The 18,460-nt window shown below is 72.8% G+C and carries 19 protein-coding genes and 1 tRNA gene; 9 read left to right on the top strand and 11 right to left on the bottom strand.

Annotated elements, in window-relative coordinates:
• Position 1: 1 nt before the first annotated feature.
• The 4 genes from LN652_RS09085 to LN652_RS09070 are packed head-to-tail and all read right to left on the bottom strand — an operon-like array spanning position 2 to position 3,420.
• Complete coding sequence (locus LN652_RS09085; protein WP_230444342.1) at positions 2–703, bottom strand: ABC transporter permease; 702 nt, start codon at positions 701–703, stop codon at positions 2–4.
• Positions 700–1,611 (bottom strand): ABC transporter ATP-binding protein, encoded by a 912-nt coding sequence (locus LN652_RS09080; protein WP_230444341.1) that lies wholly within the window; start codon positions 1,609–1,611, stop codon positions 700–702. Before LN652_RS09080 ends, LN652_RS09085 begins: the two co-directional genes overlap by 4 nt.
• Positions 1,608–2,489 (bottom strand): ABC transporter permease, encoded by an 882-nt coding sequence (locus tag LN652_RS09075; protein ID WP_230444340.1) that lies wholly within the window; start codon positions 2,487–2,489, stop codon positions 1,608–1,610. Before LN652_RS09075 ends, LN652_RS09080 begins: the two co-directional genes overlap by 4 nt.
• Entirely contained in the window at positions 2,482–3,420 is a 939-nt protein-coding gene (locus LN652_RS09070) for an ABC transporter ATP-binding protein (RefSeq protein WP_230444714.1), read from the bottom strand. Before LN652_RS09070 ends, LN652_RS09075 begins: the two co-directional genes overlap by 8 nt.
• 176 nt (positions 3,421–3,596) lie before the next feature.
• Here LN652_RS09070 and LN652_RS09065 point away from each other — a divergent pair, with 176 nt between their 5' ends.
• Positions 3,597–4,322, top strand: a complete 726-nt coding sequence (locus LN652_RS09065) for a hypothetical protein (protein ID WP_230444339.1) — start codon at positions 3,597–3,599, stop codon at positions 4,320–4,322.
• Between the two features lie 13 nt (positions 4,323–4,335).
• Here the strand turns inward: LN652_RS09065 and LN652_RS09060 are convergent, their stop codons facing one another.
• Positions 4,336–4,821: a hypothetical protein gene (locus LN652_RS09060; protein ID WP_230444338.1), complete on the bottom strand. Its 486-nt coding sequence runs from the start codon at positions 4,819–4,821 to the stop codon at positions 4,336–4,338.
• A 245-nt stretch (positions 4,822–5,066) separates the two neighbouring features.
• Between LN652_RS09060 and LN652_RS09055 the strand changes: the two genes are divergently transcribed.
• The 4 genes from LN652_RS09055 to LN652_RS09040 all read left to right on the top strand — a co-directional run bounded on the left by LN652_RS09055 (position 5,067) and on the right by LN652_RS09040 (position 6,926).
• A tRNA-Gln gene (locus LN652_RS09055) sits at positions 5,067–5,145 on the top strand.
• A gap of 54 nt (positions 5,146–5,199) precedes the next feature.
• A complete protein-coding gene (locus LN652_RS09050) occupies positions 5,200–6,015 on the top strand; it encodes a hypothetical protein (protein ID WP_230444337.1) in 816 nt (271 codons plus the stop codon).
• Between the two features lie 42 nt (positions 6,016–6,057).
• Positions 6,058–6,438 (top strand): hypothetical protein, encoded by a 381-nt coding sequence (locus tag LN652_RS09045; protein ID WP_230444336.1) that lies wholly within the window; start codon positions 6,058–6,060, stop codon positions 6,436–6,438.
• Positions 6,435–6,926, top strand: coding sequence for a TspO/MBR family protein (locus LN652_RS09040; protein ID WP_230444335.1), 492 nt, complete (start codon positions 6,435–6,437; stop codon positions 6,924–6,926). Before LN652_RS09045 ends, LN652_RS09040 begins: the two co-directional genes overlap by 4 nt.
• Here the strand turns inward: LN652_RS09040 and LN652_RS09035 are convergent.
• A complete protein-coding gene (locus LN652_RS09035) occupies positions 6,881–7,666 on the bottom strand; it encodes a hypothetical protein (RefSeq protein WP_230444334.1) in 786 nt (261 codons plus the stop codon). The genes LN652_RS09040 and LN652_RS09035 overlap by 46 nt on opposite strands.
• An 83-nt stretch (positions 7,667–7,749) precedes the next feature.
• Here LN652_RS09035 and LN652_RS09030 point away from each other — a divergent pair, with 83 nt between their 5' ends.
• Complete coding sequence (locus tag LN652_RS09030; protein ID WP_230444333.1) at positions 7,750–8,340, top strand: uridine kinase family protein; 591 nt, start codon at positions 7,750–7,752, stop codon at positions 8,338–8,340.
• On the opposite strand, the gene LN652_RS09025 is transcribed toward LN652_RS09030, so the two are convergent.
• The 4 genes from LN652_RS09025 to LN652_RS09010 form a co-directional block, all read right to left on the bottom strand.
• Entirely contained in the window at positions 8,324–9,202 is an 879-nt protein-coding gene (locus tag LN652_RS09025; RefSeq protein ID WP_230444332.1) for an alpha/beta fold hydrolase, read from the bottom strand. The genes LN652_RS09030 and LN652_RS09025 overlap by 17 nt on opposite strands.
• The gene (locus LN652_RS09020; protein WP_230444331.1) at positions 9,199–10,038 is read right to left on the bottom strand and encodes an SDR family NAD(P)-dependent oxidoreductase; all 840 of its coding nucleotides are present in this window, start codon (positions 10,036–10,038) and stop codon (positions 9,199–9,201) included. The genes LN652_RS09025 and LN652_RS09020 overlap by 4 nt, the downstream gene beginning before the upstream one ends.
• Positions 10,035–11,504, bottom strand: coding sequence for a flavin-containing monooxygenase (locus tag LN652_RS09015; protein ID WP_230444330.1), 1,470 nt, complete (start codon positions 11,502–11,504; stop codon positions 10,035–10,037). The genes LN652_RS09020 and LN652_RS09015 overlap by 4 nt, the downstream gene beginning before the upstream one ends.
• Positions 11,505–11,579: 75 nt before the next feature.
• Positions 11,580–12,218 carry a TetR/AcrR family transcriptional regulator gene (locus LN652_RS09010; RefSeq protein ID WP_230444329.1) on the bottom strand — a complete coding sequence of 213 codons (639 nt, stop codon included), beginning with the start codon at positions 12,216–12,218 and terminating at the stop codon, positions 11,580–11,582.
• Positions 12,219–12,281: 63 nt separating this feature from the next.
• On the opposite strand from LN652_RS09010, the gene glmU reads away from it, so the two are divergent.
• Together glmU and LN652_RS09000 are read left to right on the top strand one after the other, a co-directional pair.
• Positions 12,282–13,727, top strand: coding sequence for a bifunctional UDP-N-acetylglucosamine diphosphorylase/glucosamine-1-phosphate N-acetyltransferase GlmU (glmU, locus tag LN652_RS09005; RefSeq protein WP_230444328.1), 1,446 nt, complete (start codon positions 12,282–12,284; stop codon positions 13,725–13,727).
• Positions 13,728–13,848: 121 nt separating this feature from the next.
• On the top strand, positions 13,849–14,820 hold the full coding sequence (locus tag LN652_RS09000; protein ID WP_230444327.1) for a ribose-phosphate diphosphokinase: 972 nt from the start codon (positions 13,849–13,851) through the stop codon (positions 14,818–14,820).
• 216 nt (positions 14,821–15,036) lie between these two features.
• Here LN652_RS09000 and pepN read toward each other — a convergent pair whose 3' ends face one another.
• Complete coding sequence (gene pepN / locus LN652_RS08995) at positions 15,037–17,445, bottom strand: aminopeptidase N (protein WP_230444326.1); 2,409 nt, start codon at positions 17,443–17,445, stop codon at positions 15,037–15,039.
• A gap of 276 nt (positions 17,446–17,721) precedes the next feature.
• Between pepN and LN652_RS08990 the strand changes: the two genes are divergently transcribed.
• Positions 17,722–18,414, top strand: a complete 693-nt coding sequence (locus LN652_RS08990; protein WP_230444325.1) for a 50S ribosomal protein L25/general stress protein Ctc — start codon at positions 17,722–17,724, stop codon at positions 18,412–18,414.
• Positions 18,415–18,460 lie beyond the last annotated feature (46 nt).

Below are 18,460 nucleotides of genomic sequence, written 5' to 3'. Positions count from 1 at the left end.
GTCAGTCCTCGCCCTTGAGCGAGAACGACCGCAACCGGTCGCCGGCGAACCACACGCCCACCACCGTGACGAGGGCGCTGGCGACGATCGCGTAGGGCAGGCTCGTCGGGTCGGGCAGGTCGGAGGAGACCGCGTGGCCGACCTGCAGGCCCCACTGGCCGATGCTCAGCCAGGCGACGCCGGTGAAGAGGTTGCCGAGCAGGCTCTCCCAGATCAGCACGAACATCAGCGAGGCGATCACGGCGTGCCGGGTGACGGCAGAGATCGCGACGAAGAGCGCGGAGTACGCCGTGCCGGCGACCACGGCGCCGACGAACAGCGCCACCGCCCGCGTGCTGTCGCCGGTGATGAGCGCGGCGACCAGGATCGACAGCGCGCCGGCCGTGAGGGTGGCGGCCAGCGCGACCAGCCACTTGCTGAGCGCGACGCCGTAGCGGTTCACCGGCTTGGCGAGGAGGTAGACGATCGAGCCGTCGTCGACCTCCGGGCCCAGCACGGAGGACGCGGCCAGGATCGCGACCAGCGGCAGCACGAGCGGGTAGCCCAGGCCGGGCAGGATGTCGTAGGCGGCGTCTCCGTCGGCGAGCGCCGCGATCAGGGCCACGAGGCCGATCAGCAGCACCGGGAAGGCGAGCAGCAGGAAGAAGCGCCGGCGGCCGAGCAGGGCCTGCGCGGCGAGCTTGGCGATCGTGACGTTGATCATCGGGCCACCAGGTAGGCGAACACGCTCTCCAGCGACTCGTCGCGGGGGGAGAGCTCGTAGACGGACAGGTCGTGCTGGCGTGCCCAGCCGGGCAGCCCGACGGCGAAGCTGCCGAGGTCCGTGACCTGGACCTCCAGCTCGGTCTCGCCCACGCTGACCGCGCTCACGGACGGCTGGGCGATGAGGATCCCGGCGAGGGCACGGTCGTCGCTGGAGCGCACGGCGTACTGGACGGGGCGGTCGGTCATCAGCCGCCGGATGGCGCCGAAGTCGCCGGAGGCGGCGTGCCGCCCGGAGACCACCACCTCGATGTGGCGGGCGAGCCGCTCGACCTCCTCGAGGATGTGGGAGCTGAACAGCACCGTGCGGCCCTCGTCGCCGAGGCGGTGCAGCAGTTCCATGAGGTGCATCCGCTGGCGCGGGTCGACGCCGTTGAACGGCTCGTCGAGCAGGAGCACGGCGGGGTCGTGGACCAGCGCGGCGGCGATCTTGACCCGCTGCCGCATGCCCTTGGAGTACGTGTCGAGGCGGCGACCGGCCGGCTCCACCATGTCGACGACCTCGAGGATCCGCTCGGTCGCGGCGCCGGCGTCGGCCAGGCCGTGCAGGTCGGCGTTGGCGCGCACGAACTGGCGGCCGGTGAGGTAGCCGAAGCTGAGCTCGCGCTCGGGCACCAGCCCGATCTGCCGGTAGGTCTCGGTGTTGCGCCACACGGGCCGGCCGTCGAGGGTGACGTGGCCCGCCGACGGGGCCAGGAAGCCCGACATCATCGCCAGCAGCGTGGTCTTGCCGGCGCCGTTGGGACCGAGCAGGCCGGTCACGCCGGGGCCGATCGACAGCGACACGTCGTTGACCGCGACCACGTTGCCGAACCAGCGCGAGGCCTTGTCGAGGACCAGGGTGCTCATCGCGACCCCACCTTCCGGAAGCGGGCGACCAGGCCGAGCACGCACGCGGCCACGAGGACGACGGCGACCAGGGCGTAGACCGGGACCCACGCCCCCTCCGGCGGCGTGAAGCCGGCGACGCCCGCGTCCCAGGCGTCGCCGAGACCGCCGTAGAGCGACCACGGCGAGAACAGGCCCGCGGCCACCCCGACGCCGTCGGAGTCGCGGGCCGAGGAGATGGCCTGGACCGAGGCGACCACGCCGGCGAGCACCACGAGGGCGAGCACCGACCCCACCACGGCGAAGCCGCGGCGCAGGGACACCGACGAGATCAGGCCGGTGACGCCCGCGAGCAGCAGTGCCAGCATCACCTGCAGCACGAGCGCCTTGAGGAGGTCCTCGGTCTCGTCGCTGCGGTCGAGCCCCGAGAGCAGCGCCCCGATGTAGAGCACGAACGTCGAGAGCCACATGAACAGCAGCAGCGAGGCGGCGAGCGAGGCGAAGCGCACCAGCGCGAAGAGCGGGGCGGACAGCGGCCGGGCGAGGTAGAGCACGATCGAGCGGTGCCGCAGGTCGCGCGAGAACAGCACGGGCGCCTGCGCGGCGGCGAAGAGGCTGATCAGCAGCTGCACCTGGGAGGTGTAGCTGGCGTAGGAGACCGGGAGGTTGCCCAGGCCGGTCAGCACCACCACGCCGACGACGATCAGCGCCGGCAGGGTGGCCATGGCGAGCAGGAGGAACGGCATCACCTTCGACTTCCCGGAGCGGCCGAGGCCGTAGGTGTGGCGCAGTCCGGTGAGGAAGAGGGTCCGGGCGATGGTGGCGGTGCCCTCGCGGGTGCCCTCGAAGTGGCGGTAGCCGAGGTCGTGGATGACCCCGCGGGTGGTGGACTCAGGCACGGGCGCCGCCCTCCATGAAGACGTCCTCGAGGTGGCCGCGGTCGGGCTCGAGCCGCATCAGCCCGAGGCCGAGGTCGGCGGCGACGTCGCGGATCAGGTCGTGGGCGGCGACGTCCGGCGGCGGCGGGTCGACGGCGACCATCGTGCCTCGCGGGCGGCAGGTGAGGCCGCGCTGGGCGAGCGCCTCGCCGAGCTGGTCGCGCTGGGTCTCGGTGCCGACGACCTCGACCAGCAGGCTGCCGGTGTTGCGCAGGAAGTCTCCGGTGGCGCTCGAGCGCAGCAGGTGGCCGCCGTCGAGGACGATGACGTGGTCGCTCACCCGCTCGAGCTCGCCGAGGAGGTGGGAGGTGACGAGGACGGCGATGCCGAAGTCGCTGCCGATGCGCTTGACGAGGCGCAGCATGTCGGACCGGGCGGCCGGGTCGAGGCCGTTGGTGGGCTCGTCGAGGAAGACCAGCCGCGGGTCGTGGACCAGCGCCTGGGCGAGCTTGGCGCGCTGCTTCATGCCGGTGGAGTAGCCGCCCATCGGCCGGTAGCGCTCCTCCTCGAGCCCGACGTGGCGCAGCACGTCGGCGGCCCGCTCGCGCGCCGGGGAGGCGCCGAGCCCGGACATCCGGGCCATGTGGACGACGAACTCGCTGGCGCTCACGTCGGGCGGCAGGCAGTCGTGCTCGGGCATGTAGCCGACGAGCCGGCGGATCTCCTGGCTCTCGTGCTCGATGTCGTGGCCGAGCACGGTGGCCCGCCCGCTGGTCGGCTCGAGCAGCCCGAGCAGGATCTTGATCAGCGTCGACTTGCCGGCCCCGTTGGCGCCGACGAGGCCCGTCACGCCCGCACCGACCTCGACCGTCAGGTCGGTCAGGGCGTGGACCGTCCCGAAGTGCTTGGTCAGCCCTGCGGTCGACACGACCGGTCCGGCGAAGTCCCCCATCACGTCGGCCACGCTAGCGGTCCGGACCGACGGCGTGCATCAGGGATCGCCCGGATCCGGGTGGAGACCTGGTGGAGATCGACCTCGTCACCAGGACCGGGTACGTCCGTGCTGGCGCGCCCGCTCCGGCGGGCCTGCGTGCCAGAGCGGTCTGACCACGACCTCAGGGGGACGCCATGCGCAGGATCGTCGTCGGCTCGTTGCTCGCCACCCTCGCGGCGCTGCTCCTCGGCGCGCCTCCCGGCACCGCGCAGGACCCGCCGGGCGAGGTCCGGGTCCAGGGCCAGGCGTTCGAGGGCCAGTTCGACACCTTCCGCGGCACCCTCCGGGTCAGCTGCCGCCCCGGACTTCGCGTCGCCGAGGTCGGGCTCACCTTCGTCCAGGACTTCACCTCGCCGGAGAGCCTGCAGCCGACGCTGCCGGTGTGCGACGGCGAGTGGCACGTCGTGACGTGGTCCAGCTACGAGGGCTTCCACCCCGGCCGCGCGACCGTGCTCGCCCGCGTGGCCCTCGTCGACGCCGCCACCGGCTCGCCGGTCGACGAGATCCGGACCGCGGGCAGCGTCTACGTACGCCCCGGCGCGCGGGTGGTCCTGCCGAGCCGCGTCGACCACGACCGCGGGACGATCCGCGCCCGGGTCGTCGGCCGGTGCGACGAGCCGTGGGTGCTGCAGGGCTTCTTCGTCGCGGCGAGCCAGGACGACGGCTCCACCTTCGCCTCGACGCACCTCGACATCCCGTGCGACGGCGCGTGGCACGCGCGTACGGTCGTCCTGCGGCCGTCCGCCGGCCGGTTCCACCGCGGGCCCGTCGTCCTCGACGGCGAGATCTCCACGCTCGACGGCGTGAACTTCGACCCCGCGGTGTTCGCCATCGCGAGTCGGCGGGCCTGGGCGAGGTGACGGCGCGCGGGCCTCAGCCGCCGAAGCGGCCGTCGGCGCTCCACGCCACGCACGCCACCGTCCAGCTCCTCCCGTCCGCGCCGTGGTCGCGGACGTGGTGGCTGCCGTCGCCGAGGTAGGGGCGCAGCTCGACGTCGGCGCCCGCGGGCAGGTCTGCGAGGTAGGCGGCGAACCGGTCGCGGCACTCGTCGTCGGCCTCGTCGCGCGCCTCGGCGACGGCGGCGTCGCCCTCGCTCCCGTAGGTGTCGAAGCTGTCGGTCCACACCACCTCGGAGTCGTGCGACCCGTCGCACCCGAGGACCGTCACGTCGACGTCCTCGTCGAACGTCGGCCCGGCGTCGAAGCAGTCACCTCGGTCGAGGAACGCGACCCGAGAGCTGTCACCCGGCTCGGTGGTCGTCGGGTTGTCGCCGGTCACCGCGGTCTCGACGGCGATCCATCCCAGACCGCCCACCACCATGGCGGCAGCCACGGCCATCAGCACCCCGCCTCCGTTCACCCGCTCATCTGACACCGCGGCGTCCGCGCCTGCAACCGGAGGTCATGGGAACCGGCGGTCCGAACCGCCGGTTCCCATGACGTCCCGGGGCGGGCCCCTGGGCTTGGCCACCTTTCCCCGGTTGGTCTGCCGGGTCTCGGCGGTCCCGCCCCGAGGCGGGCCCCTGGGCTTGGCCACCTTTCCCCGGTTGGTCTGCCGGGTCTCGGCAGTCCCGCCCCGAGGCGGGCCCTAGGCTTGGTCACCTATCCCCGGTTGGTCTGCCGGCAGGGCCCGCCTGACTTTGAATCAGGACTAGCGACGTAGGTTCGACTCCTACCCGGGGAGCGCAGTGGGCGTGAGGCGGCGCCCGGTGGGCCGCGTGTCGCCTACGGTCTGACCGTGATCGTTGACGCGAAGCGGAGCATCTCCCTGGGTGTGCGGGAGAAGCGCGCAGCAGTCGCCGTGCCGACACCGGCGCCTGCGCCGGGGACGGCGTTCCCTCCGCGACGACTGACGCTGCGCGGAGCTCCGGTCTTCGAGCTGGGCCTGTGGTGCGGGACCTGCCCCGCTCTCCTCAAGCGGATGAGCGAGCCGGACCGCGCCGACCTGGAGGTGGTGAACGAGCGGCTCAACGCGGGGCTGGGAGCGGTTGAGGCAGATGTCCTCCGGGCCTACGGGAAGGTGCTGCCGAAGTCGCAGTACTCGGCGCTCCTGCTCGATCTGACGCCTCAACTCGTGACGCCGGGCAGCAGGTTCGACTACTTCAGTCACGAACAGGTCGCTACGTGGGGCGTGGACCCTGTCGTCGGCTCACCGGAGGACCCGGCCACGCCCTACTACCGGTCGTTCGAGACGCCGGTAGGACCGGAGCAACACCTGTACGAGTTCATCGTGCCCATGGTTCCGCCCTCGTGGAACGACGACGACCGTGTCGCCGAGTACGACAAGAACTCACGTGCGACGTTGCCCACGGCAGTTGCCTACTCGCTCCTCGACGTCATCCAGCCCGCGATGGACGAAGGGCACGACTACTACGAGCACTGGGTGCTCACCCACTTCCTGCTGGACGGCCATCACAAGGTGGCCGCAGCCGCGGCCACCGAACGACCGGTGCGCCTGCTCAGCCTCGTGGACGAGCGCATCAGCATCGCGTCGCCGGACGAGCTCGGGCTCCTGGTCGGGGCACGGTCGGGGCCTCGCCGCGCACGAGTCTGACGGCAGGGGAGCGCAGTGGGCGTGGGCCGGTAGCGTCGTCGCATGACGGTCTCCGAGCTCGTCGGCGTCTACGACGCGGAGGGCAGCCTGATGGGCGAGCTGTCCTACGCCTGGGGCAAGGTCCGCGGCACCCGGCACTGCGGGTTGTGCGACATCACCCACGCGCGGGTGCGCCGCAAGCCCGAGTGGGACGCGATGGTCGCCCGGCTCCCGGTCCCGATCCGGGTGCTGCACCTCGACGAGCTCGACGACGACCTGCGCGCCGCCGTCGCCCGTACCGGTGCGCCCGTGCTCCTCGCTCGCGACGCCGGCGGCGACTGGCGCGAGGCGATGGGAGCGGGGGCGCTGGATGACCTCGGCGGTTCGGTGCACGCGTTCGACGCAGCCGTCCGTGCCTTCCTCGCGGAAGCGGGCGCGGCGTGACGACGTGGGCGCCGACGGTGGCGTGGCTCGCGCTGGTGGTGGCCTTCGCCGGCCTCGCGAACGCGTGGAACGGCCACGACCCGGGCTGGTACGCCGCGCTCCCGAAGCCGTCGTTCCAGCCTCCCGACGTCGTCTTCGGCGTGATGTGGCCGTTGAACTTCCTGCTCCTGCTGGTGGTGGGCCTGACCACGGTCCGCGCCGCGACGGCCGGTCAGGCGTGGCCGGCGGTCGGGGTGCTCGCCGTCTCGGTCGCCCTCGCGCTCGGCTGGGCGTGGCTGTTCTACGTCCCGCACCAGCTCCTCGGCGCCGCCGCCTGTCTGACGGGTGCGGCCGCGCTGACCTGGGTGCTGGTGGTGGTCGTCGGCCGGATCGGGGTGTGGGGCGGCGTCGCGCTCGTGCCGTACGCCCTCTGGCTCACCGTCGCGACCGCGCTGGCGTTCGCCTACGCGCGGGGGTCGTCGGTCGGCGGCTCGGTGCCGGGGGCGTAGGCGAACCAGTTCGCGCCCGCGACGGGTCCCCGCGCACGCGCCGCGTTGAGGTTGCGCGTCGACCCGCTGACCGGCGGCAGCTCGGCCCGCACCGACTTCACCAGGTCGCCCTCCCAGAACACCAGGTAGCGGTCGTCCCGGCTCCCCGAGGCGAGCAGTTCCGAGAAGTGCTCGGACAACCAGGCGCGACGGGGACCGTGGCGCGCCACGACCTGCTCCCACTGCTCGGCCGTCACCAGGATCGTGACCGCTTGCCCCTCACGGCGGAGCTCCACGACGCCGTCGTCCTCGACCTCGACCTCCCACTCGGGCTCGAACACCGCGCGCAGCAGGGCGGCCTGCGCGTCGCGGTCCGGCAGCGGGGGCAGCGCCCTCGCGTCCCGGTGGCTCCTCGCGAGCCGACCGGCGGCCTGCTCGGTGGCGCGTGCCACGTCCGGCGCGTACGTCGCCGGCCCGCGGTAGCCCTGGGCCTCACGCCACTCCTGCGCCAGTGGCAGGTGGAAGACGCCCTCGGCCGGCGCGTCGGTCCCGGGCGGGACACCGAGACGGAAGGCCACCTCGAGCTGCGAGCCGTACGGACCGGGCACGGCCGCGACGGCTGTCACGACGATCTCGGTCCCGAACCCGTCGTGCCGGTCGATCCCGTCGGCTCCTGTGCCGTAGGTGTCGCGCGGCTCGTCGGGGTCGAGCGGGCGGGTCAGGATCGCGAACAGCTCCCGGGCGTAGTCCTCGTCGTCCATCCGCCGATCATCCGCGAGCGCGACGTCGCAAGCGAGGCAATTGCGGTGCGACACCCGGCTCCCGGCTGCCACGATGGCGCGCGATGACGACCCGAGAGACGTACGACGACCTCCTGGCGCGGGTGTGCGACCTCGCCGACCGGCTCGACCGACCCCCGGTCGTCGGGATCAGCGGCCACGGGGGAGCCGGGAAGTCGACGCTGGCGGCGAGGCTCGCGGCCGACCTCGGCCTCGACCCCGACCAGGTGGTCGGCACCGACTCCTTCTACGCGACGACCTGCGGGCCGGGCGCGGGGATGTGGGAGCAGCACGACTGGCCGGCGATCGAGGCGGTGGTGCGGAGCGCGCGCGACGGGGCCGAGCGGCTCCGCTACGACTACCGCTGGTGGGGCGGTGAGACCGGCACCGAGGACCAGCCCATGCCGTCGGTCCTGCTGGTCGAGGGGATCCGGCTGCTCGGCGGGCGCACCCGCGGCTGGTTCGACCTCACCGTCTGGATCGACCTGGACCCCGACGCCGCCGGCGTCCGCGCGGTCGCGCGCAACACCGAGCAGGGCGACGACGACGCCGAGCTCGACCTGTGGCGCACCAAGTGGGTGCCGGAGGGCCACGCCTACGCCGCGGAGCAGCGCCCGCTGGACCTCGCCGACGTCGTGCTCAGCCCCCTCGGCTGACCCGCGACAGGAAGGCCCGGTAGTCCGCGACGCTCAGCCCGGGCACCTCGAGCATCGGCATGTGCCCCACGCCGGGGTACGTCACCGAGCGCGCGCCGGCGATGCCGGTCGTCCACACCCGCGCCGTCGACGGGTGGACCAGCCGGTCCTCCTCGCCCCACATCACCAGCGTCGGCGCGTGGACCTCGCCGAGCCGGTCGTCGAGCGTCGCGACGCCGTAGAAGTCGCGGAAGACCTCCTCGAGCCGGTCGCGGCGCGCGACGTAGTCGGCGGCGACGGCGGCGCGCAGGAAGCCCGGCAGGAACGGCGGCTTCGCCATGGTCATGGCGTAGAAGTCGGGGAAGTCGGCCACGCTGTCGAGCAGGAACGGGTTGCGCCCCTGCCGGAAGAGCAGCTCGGCGTCGCTCGGCTCGGGCTGGGTGACCCCGACCGCGTCGCTCAGCAGCAGCGACGCCACCCGGTCGGGGTGGTCGACGGCGAGGGTCGCGGCGACGAAGCCGCCCATCGAGTTGCCCGCGACGTGGGCGCGGTCGATCCCGAGGTGGTCGAGGACCGCCACGACCCGTCGCGCCTGCGCGGGCGCCGAGTAGCCGATGCCGCTCGTGAAGCCGGACGCGCCGTGGCCGGCGAGGTCGGGCACCACGACGCGGTGGTCCTTCAGCAGGTGTCGGGCGAAGCGCACCCACACCACGCGGTCGGCGGAGTAGCCGTGGAGCAGCACGACCGGCGGCGCGTCGACCGGTCCGCCCTCGAGGACGGCGAGCCGGGCGTCGCCGACGTCGATGGTGCGCTCGCGCAGGCCGTACGCCCTCGCCTCGGCGCGGGTCGCCGCGGCGTACAGGCGCCCCGCGAGCCCGCTCACCTGCCGCCCCGCGAGCGCACGACGCCGGTGATCAGGCGCTGGTAGCCGGTCGGCGCGAGCCGCGCCATCGCGTCGAAGACCCGGGCGTCGGGGCCGATCAGCACCCGCCGCTTGTTCTTCCGCACGCCCTCGACGATCACCTCTGCGGCCCTGGCCGGCGTGGTGATGAAGGACTTCTCGAACTCCTTCGTCGCCGCGTCCGACGGCTTGCCGGCGGCGCCGGCGACGCTGCCGTCGACGCGAGCCGAGCGGGCGATGTTGGTCTTGATGCCGCCGGGGTGGACGCAGGTGGCGCTCACGCGCGAACCGGTCAGCTCGAGGTCCTGGCGCAGCGACTCGGTGAAGCCGCGCACCGCGAACTTGCTGGCGTTGTAGCCGCTCATCAACGGCTGGGCGGTGAGCCCGAAGACGCTCGAGATGTTGACGACGTGGCCCTCGCCGGACGCCTCGAGGTGCGGGAGGAAGGCCTTCGTGCCGTGCACGACGCCCCAGAAGTTGATGCCCATGATCCAGCGGTAGTCGTCGGTGGACAGCGACATCACGGTGCCCGAGAGCGCGACGCCGGCGTTGTTGACGACGAGGTTGGCGCGCCCGTGGTCGGCGACGACCGCGTCGGCCCACGCGCCCACCGCCTCCTCGTCGGCGACGTCCACGACCGCGGTCGTCACCGCGCGCGCCCGACCGGAGAGCAGCCGCTCCGTCTCCGCGAGCCCGTCGGCCGACACGTCGGAGAGCGCGAGGCGGCAGCCCTGGTCGGCCAGGTGCAGGGCGAGCGCGCGGCCGATGCCGGAGCCGGCGCCGGTGACGGCGGCGACCTTGTCGTCGAGGTGCTTCATGCGGGGATCCTCTCGTCGGCCGTGCTGATCGTGTGGTGCTCGGGGTGGAACCGTCGCGCGAGGCGGCGGAAGGAGAAGGAGAAGCCGGGGAACATCGCGACCACGCGGCCCGAGCGCGACTGGTACCACGACGTGCAGCCGCCGTCGTGCCACACCGTCCCCTCCATCTCCCGGTGGATCATCGAGGTGTACGCCTCCTCCGCCTCGGCGGTGACCTCGATGCGGGCGCCGGGGGTGTCGGCCACCGCGCCGATGGCGCGCACGAGGTACTCCATCTGCGACTCGATGACGAAGATGGCGCTGGTGTGGCCGATCCCGGTGTTGGGGCCGGTGACGACGAAGAAGTTGGGGAAGCCGGGGACCGTGGTGCCGAGGTAGGCCCGCGGGAAGTCGTGCCACACGTCGGCCAGGCGTACGCCGTCGCGTCCGCGGACGTCGTGGGCGACCAGGCCGTCGGTGGCGTCGTAGCCGGTGGAGAAGACCACCACGTCGAGGTCGAGGTGCTCGCCGGAGGCGGTGACGACGCCGGTCGCGTCGAAGTGGTCGATGCCGTCGTGGCGGTCGTGCAGCGTGGTGTTGGGCGCGGCGAGCGCGGGATAGAGGGTGTCGGAGAGGATCACCCGCTTGCAGCCGAGCGTGTAGTCCGGCGTCACCTGCGCCCGCAGCACGGGGTCGGGCACCTGCGCCTCGATGTGCCGCAGCGCGGCGCGCTGTGCGACCCGTCGCAGCAGCCAGCGGCTGTGCTTGAAGCCGATCACGCGGGTCTCGAGGCGCCAGTAGATGGCGGTCCGCAGCGCCCGCTGCAGGGGGCGCAGCCTCAGCAGCCGGCGCTGCCACGGCGTGAACACGTGGTCGTGGCGGGGGAGCACCCAGTGGGGCGTGCGCTGGAAGACGTGGAGCGCACCCACCTGTGGCTGGATCGCCGGGACGACCTGCGCGGCGCTCGCCCCCGACCCGACCACGGCGACCCGTGCGCCCGCGAGGTCGACGCCGTGGTCCCAGCCGTTGGTGTGGAAGGCGGCGCCCGCGAAGTCGGCGAGACCTGGGAAGTCGGGGACGACCGGGCTGCTGAGCGGCCCGGTCGCGTTGACGAGGAAGCGGGCGCGGTGCTCGGCGCCGTCGCGGGTCCGCACGCACCACTGCTCGCCGTCCCACTCCGCTGCCACGACCTCGGCTCCGAGGACGGTGCGCTCGCGGAGCCGGTGGGTGTCGATGACGTGCTCGGTGTAGGCGCTCAGCTCGGCCTGGTCGGCGTACATCTGGGTCCAGGGCCACGGCTCGGAGGCGATCGAGTAGAGCGGGGACGGGACGTCGACGGCCGCACCGGGGTAGGAGTTCTGGCACCAGGTGCCGCCCATGAAGTCGCGCCGCTCGAGGATCGTCACGTCGAGGCCGCGGCGCAGCAGGGTCATCGCGGCCAGCTGGCCGCCGAAGCCGCTGCCGATCACGAGCACGGTGGTCGCCATGCCGTCTCCCCTCAGGAACGTGGTGTCGTCACCCTAAGTGGAGACGCTCGATTCCGCATTGGGGGGTGACCCACGTCACGTCGGCCGGGCCGGGTCGACCAGGGCGGTGGCGGCGCCGGCGAGGAAGCGCGCGAGCGTCGCCGCGACCTCCTCGCGGGCCGGGGTGCAGCCCGCGCTGGTCCACGTCACCACCGTGTGGCTGACCGCCCCGACGGCCGTGCTGGCCAGGAGGTCGCGGGTCACCGCGGGCAGCGCGGCGACCCCGTCGCGCCCGGAGGCGACGTCGACCATGAGGTGCCCGAAGGCCTGCATCCGGGCGAGGTAGGCCGCCTCGACCCGCGGGCTCACGCCGAGCACCTCGAACCACACCACGCGGGTCAGGCGTGGGTCGCCCTCGACGACCCCGAGGAACGCGCCCAGCCCGCGGCGCGCGAGGTCGGCGACCTCGTCGGAGGCCTCCTCGAGGGCGGCGGTCGCGGCCCGCTCGAGCCGGTCGGTGCACGTGGCGTAGACCGCGAGCAGCAGGTCCTCGGTGGAGTCGAAGTGCTCGTAGAAGTAGCGGTCGCTCACCCGCGCCGCCCGGCACAGCTGCCGCACGGTGGTCGCGCGGTAGCCGGCCGTCCCGAAGAGCTCCAGCCCGGCGTCGAGCAGCTGCCGGCGACGGCGGGCCAGCCGGTCGTCGGCCGACTCCCCGGCGTACGTGCGACCACTCACGCCCGTCATCAGACCACAGCCGAGGTCGGCCGGCGGGGCGAGCAGGTGGCAGACTCGCCCGCCATGGACAACCTCACCGTCATCGTCCTCGCCGCGGGCGGCGGCACCCGGATGAAGTCGAAGACCATGAAGGTGCTGCACCCGGTCGCGGGCCGCTCGATGATCGGCCACGTGCTGCGCGCGGTGCAGGCCGTCGAGCCCACGAGCATCGTCGCGGTCGTCGGCCACCAGCGCGAGCAGGTCGGCCCCCACATCACCTCGCTGGTGCCCGACGCGGTGCTCGCCGTCCAGGAGACCCAGGAGGGCACCGGCCACGCGGTGCGGATCGCGATGGAGGCCGCCGGCGCCACCACCGGCACCGTGATCGTCGCGGCCGGCGACACCCCGATGCTGGAGGGAGACTCGCTGCGCGCCTTCGCCGAGGAGCACGAGGCCGCCCAGCGCGCGGTCAGCATCCTCACCGGCAAGGTGGCCAACCCGTTCGGCTACGGCCGCATCCTGCGCAACCACGAGGGCGACGTCGAGGGCATCGTGGAGGAGAAGGAGGCGACCCCCGAGCAGCGCGAGATCGACGAGATCAACTCCGGCATCCTCGCCTTCGACGCCGCCTTCCTCGTGTCCGCGCTGCCGCGGATCACCAACGACAACGCCAAGGGCGAGTACTACCTCACCGACGCCGTCGGCCTGGCCCGCGAGGACGGGCTGACCGTCGGCGCGCACCTCGTGGACGACGTCGCGCAGACCGAGGGTGCCAACGACCGCGCCCAGCTGGCCGAGCTCGGTCGTGAGATGAACCGCCGGATCGTGACCCGCTGGATGAGGGACGGCGTCACGGTCATGGACCCCGCCACCACCTGGATCGAGGCCGACGTGGTGCTCGAGCCCGACGTCACGATCCTCCCCGGCACGCAACTGCTCGGTGCCACCGTCGTCCGCGAGGACGCCGTCGTCGGGCCCGACACCACGCTCAAGGACTGCGAGGTCGGCGTCGGCGCCCGCGTCGTCCGCACCCACGGCGAGCTCGCCGTCCTCGGCGACGGCGCGACGGTCGGCCCGTTCGCCTACCTGCGCCCCGGCACGCGGCTCGGCGCCGGCGGCAAGATCGGCACCTTCGTCGAGACCAAGAACTCCGACATCGGCGACGGCGCGAAGGTGCCGCACCTGTCCTACGTCGGCGACGCGGAGATCGGTGAGGGCACCAACATCGGCGCCGGGACGATCTTCGCCAACTACGACGGGGTGGCCAAGCACCGCACCGTGATCGGCCGGCAGGCCCGCACCGGGTCCAACAACACGTTCGTCGCGCCGGTGCAGGTCGGCGACGGCGCGGGCACCGCGGGAGGCACCGTCGTACGCCGGAACGTGCCCGCCGGGGCGCTCGCGGTGAGCAGCGGGCCCCAGCGCAACCTCGAGGGCTGGACGGAGTCGAAGCGGGCCGGGACGGCGCAGGCCGAGGCGGCGGCAGCGGCGCGGGCGGCCGGTGGACGTGAGGCGGCCCACGGGGAGTGAACCCCGCGTGACCCCGGGGTTGGGCGGACCACCCTTCGTGGTGAACAATCCAGTGCAGCACCTCCGAACGAGCCACCCCCGAGGCTGACCACACAGCGAGGAGTCGCGTCGCGTGACCGGAATGAAGCGGACCACCGAAAAGAACCTGATGGTCTTCAGTGGTCGGGCGCACCCCGATCTCTCCCGGGAGGTCGCCGACCTCCTCGAGACCGGCCTGGTGCCGCAGAGCGCCTACGAGTTCGCCAACGGTGAGCTCTACGTCCGCTACGAGGAGTCGGTCCGGGGGTGCGACGCCTTCGTGATCCAGAGCCACACCGCTCCGATCAACGAGTGGATCATGGAGCACCTGATCATGGTCGACGCGCTCAAGCGCGCCTCGGCGAAGCGGATCACCGTGGTCATGCCGTTCTACGGCTACGGCCGCCAGGACAAGAAGCACCGCGGGCGCGAGCCGATCTCCGCGCGGCTGATGGCCGACCTGTTCAAGACCGCCGGCGCCGACCGGCTGATCACCGTCGACCTGCACGCCGACCAGATCCAGGGCTTCTTCAACGGCCCCGTCGACCACCTGATGGCGCTGCCGATCCTCACCGACTACGTCAAGGCCAAGTACGGCGACCAGGAGCTCGCCGTCGTCTCGCCCGACGCCGGCCGGATCAAGGTCGCCGAGCGCTGGTCGGCCCGCCTCGGCGGCGCGCCCCTGGCGTTCATCCACAAGAGCCGCCGCACCGACGTCGCCAACGAGGTCGTCGCCAACCGGGTCGTCGGCGACGTGAAGGGCAAGATCTGCGTCCTCACCGACGACATGGTCGACACCGGCGGGACGATCGTGAAGGCCGCGGAGGCCTGCATGGCCGACGGCGCGGCCGGCGTGGTCATCGCCGCGACCCACCCGATCCTCTCCGACCCGGCGGTCGACCGGCTGAAGAACTCCTCCGCGATGGAGGTCGTGGTCACCAACACCCTCCCGGTGCCGGCCGACAAGCAGTTCGACAAGCTCACCACCCTCTCGATCGCCCCGCTGATCGCCCGCGCGATCCGCGAGGTCTTCGAGGACGGCTCGGTGACCTCGATGTTCGAGGGTCACGCGTAGGCACCCTGCGAGGTACGAGCAGCGGTGCCGCGACGCGGGAGATCGAGCAAGCCCCGCGGGTGAGCTAGCGAACCCGCGACGGGCGCGTCGAGATTCGCGGGCGCCGTTTGCCTCTTTCAGCGATCCCCGGTCAGCCGGGGATCGCTGAACTTGTCGGCCCGTGCAACGCCTGACAAGTTCAGCGAGAGCCGGTCAGCCGGGGATCACTGACGGTCGTCAGAGGGTCCGGTCGAGGTCGTCGAGGTGGTCGTTCCACGACCGCGCGAGGACCGTGGGGACCTCGCCGGTGGCGAGCGCGGCGGCGACCTCGTCGCGCAGCTCACGGCGTACGTCGGCGGGCAGCGGCAGGCGCGGGAACGCGTCGCCGATGCTGTCGGCCATCGCCTGGCCCGACCGCTGGGCGAGCGCGAGGCCGTCGGAGACGTAGCGCGAGAGGTACGGGCGCAGCAGGTCGGCCTGCTCCCATCCCCAGAAGCCGGCCCCGGTGGCGTCGAGCTCGTGGGTGCTGAGCTCGCCGCCCATCAGCCGCTCCCAGACCTCGGCCTTGGACTCCGCGGTCGGCACGGCCGCGCGGGCCGACAGCGAGGCGTGGTGGCCGGAGACCGACGGGTCGCGCCGGACCTCGGGGTCGATGTGGGAGGGGTCGCCGAGCTCGGCGAGCCGGTGCACGGCCGCCCAGCGCACGCTCGGGTCGACGTCGTCCTGCGCGAGCCAGTCGACGAGGAACCCGCGGTCGGCGCTGAGCCGGGCCAGCACGCGGGCCGCACCCGGCGCGAGGAGCGGGTCGCCGCCGTCGACGGCGCCCTTCGCGATGTCGGCCACCACGGCGAGGTGGGCGGCGACGTCCGCCGGCTCGTCGTAGCGGCGCACGACGAGCTGGAGCGCGCGCAGCGCCCCCTCGAGCACCAGCGGGTGCCGCTCGACGCGCAGGTGGCGGTCGGCCAGCGCGACGAGGTCGGCGACCGGCACGACCTGCGACTCGGTGAGGTCGGTGGCGGTCCACCACAGCATCGCGCGGGTCAGGTGAGACTCGACGGCCGACAGGCCCGCGGTGATCGCCTCCCACGACTGCGCGTCCGGGCGGACCACGGCGAACGTCTCGTCGCCGGAGTTGGGCACGACGACGCGGCCGGTGAACTCCTCGAGGCGGACCGGCTCGTCGCCGACCAGCACGTCGCGCGAGCCCACCAGGCGCATGGCGTCGTCGTAGGCCGACACCGTGATCCGGTGCGAGCGCGAGCCCTCGCGGACGAGCACGGGCACGCCGTCCTCGCGGGTCACGGCGAGGGTGTCGAAGCCGGTCGTGCGCAGCCACGCCTGCGCCCAGCCGCGCACGTCCTTGTCGGTCGCCGAGTCGAGCGAGTCGAGGAAGTCGGCGAGGGTGGCGTTGCCGAACGCGTGGGTGGTGAGGTGCCGGTTGACGCCGGCGAGGAAGTCGCCCTGGCCGAGCCAGTGGCCGAGCTGCGCGAGCGCGGCGTTGCCCTTGGCGTAGGTGATCATGTCGAAGTTCGCGAAGGCGGTGTCGACGTCGACGATGTTGTCGGTGTCCTCCGCGATCGGGTGCGACGAGCGCCGCCGGTCGGCGCGGTAGCCGGTGGGCTTGCGGGTGATCGCGGCGGAGGTCCAGGCGTCGGTGTAGCCGGCGGCGACGCCCGCGACGTCGTAGCCCATGAAGTCGGCGAACGACTCGTTGAGCCACGAGTCCTCCCACCACTTCATCGTCACCAGGTCGCCGAACCACATGTGGGCCATCTCGTGGGCGATCGTCGAGGCCACCCACTCCTTCTCCAGCTCGGTGGGCGCGCCCTGGGTGAGGTAGGAGTCGCGGAACACCACGCAGCCGGGGAACTCCATCGCGCCCCAGTTGAGCCCGGGCGCGAAGACCTGCTGGTAGTCGGCGTAGGGGTACTCCGGCTCGAAGATCGTCGTGTAGTGCTGGAAGCAGGCGCTGGTGATCCGCCTGAGCTCCTCGGCGTCGCGGCGCAGCTCGCGCTCCTGCGAGGCGCGGGCGTGCCAGCCGAACGGCAGCGTGCCGCCCGGTGCGGGGGCGTACGGCTCGTCCCAGGAGAAGGACACCCACGGGCCGCCGACGAGGGTGAAGAGGTACGACGAGAACGGCGGCGTGGTCGCGAACGACCAGGTGTCGCCCTCGCGTCCCTCGAGCGCGCCGTTGGCCAGCACCGTCCAGTGCGACGGGGCCGTGACCCGGACCGTGAAGGTCGACTTGAGGTCGGGCTGGTCGAAGCAGGGGATCACCTTCTGGGCGATGTCCATCGACGTGTGCGCGCACACGTAGCGCTCGCCGTCGGCCGGGTCGACCGTCACCGTCATCCCGTCGCCGTCGGTGACGTAGGGCATCCGGGCGGTCACGACGACCGTGTTGTCCTCGGCGAGGTCGGTGAGCGCGATCCGGTTGTCCGCGTACGCCGCCGGCGCGCCGTCGAGCGTCACGTCGCTCGCGCCGGTGAGCTCGAGGAACGTCGAGGCTCCGGGCTCGGTGCACCGGAAGGCGATCCGCGCCTCGACCGTGAAGTGCTCGGTCGAGGTGAGGTCGAGGTGCAGGTCGGTGCGGACGTCGGTCACGAGGAGGGCGCGCTCACGCGCCTCGGGGAGCAGGAGGGGCACCCGGCCACCCTAGGTGCACCGCCCCGGCGGCCGCCTCCCGGATTCGACCGGGCACCGGTGAGGGGTCTAGAGTTCACTAGTTGCCTCGGCGAGGGAGCCGGTCGGACGACCAGGACTCCGTGATCGACAGGGCCGGACCAGCTCCGCTGCGCCGCGCTCACGATCCGGAGCGCGGCGTTCGTCGTCTCCGGACCCGCCGAGCCGGCCGCACCGGCCCCACCACGTACGGGGCACCACGACCCCGAAGACCCACCCCGCCACAGCCCAGGAGGACCCATGTCTGCCCCCGAGAAGATCGCCGCCGAGGCCCGCACCGAGTTCGGCAAGGGTGCCGCCCGCCGCATCCGCCGCGAGGACAAGATCCCCGCGGTCGTCTACGGCCACGGCAACGAGCCGACCCACGTCATCCTGCCCGGCCACCAGACCATGATGGCCCTCAAGCACGGCGGCGCGAACGCCCTCCTCGCCCTGCAGATCGACGGCTCCGAGCAGCTCGCGCTCACCAAGGACGTGCAGGTCGACCCGATCCGCCGCGTCATCGAGCACATCGACTTCGTGTCGGTCAAGCGTGGCGAGAAGGTCACCGTCGACGTCCCCGTGCACGTCATCGGCGAGGCCGGCCCGGACACCCTGGTCGTCACCGAGAACGCCGTCCTCTCCGTCGAGGCCGAGGCCACCCACATCCCCGAGGCCTTCGAGGTCTCCGTCGAGGGCGCCGAGGTCGGCACCCAGGTCCTGGCCAAGGACATCGAGCTGCCCTCGGGCGTCACGCTGCTCGCGGACGAGGACCTGCTGGTCGTCAACGTGACCGAGCAGATCTCCGCCGAGGAGCTCGAGGCCGAGCTCGCCGAGGCCGAGGCCGAGGCCGGCATCGAGCACGACCCCTCCGACGAGGAGATCGCGGAGGCCCAGGAGGAGGCCAAGGCCGAGGACGCCGCCCAGGACGCCGAGGGCTCCGACTCCGAGTGACCCCGTCACGCTGACCGGGCGATTCCTCGCGCTGGGAAGCATCGAC

Origin of the sequence: Nocardioides okcheonensis (assembly GCF_020991065.1) — a bacterium.
Classification (GTDB): Bacteria; Actinomycetota; Actinomycetes; order Propionibacteriales; family Nocardioidaceae; genus Nocardioides; species Nocardioides okcheonensis.
This window is presented reverse-complemented; position numbering and strand designations above follow the sequence as displayed.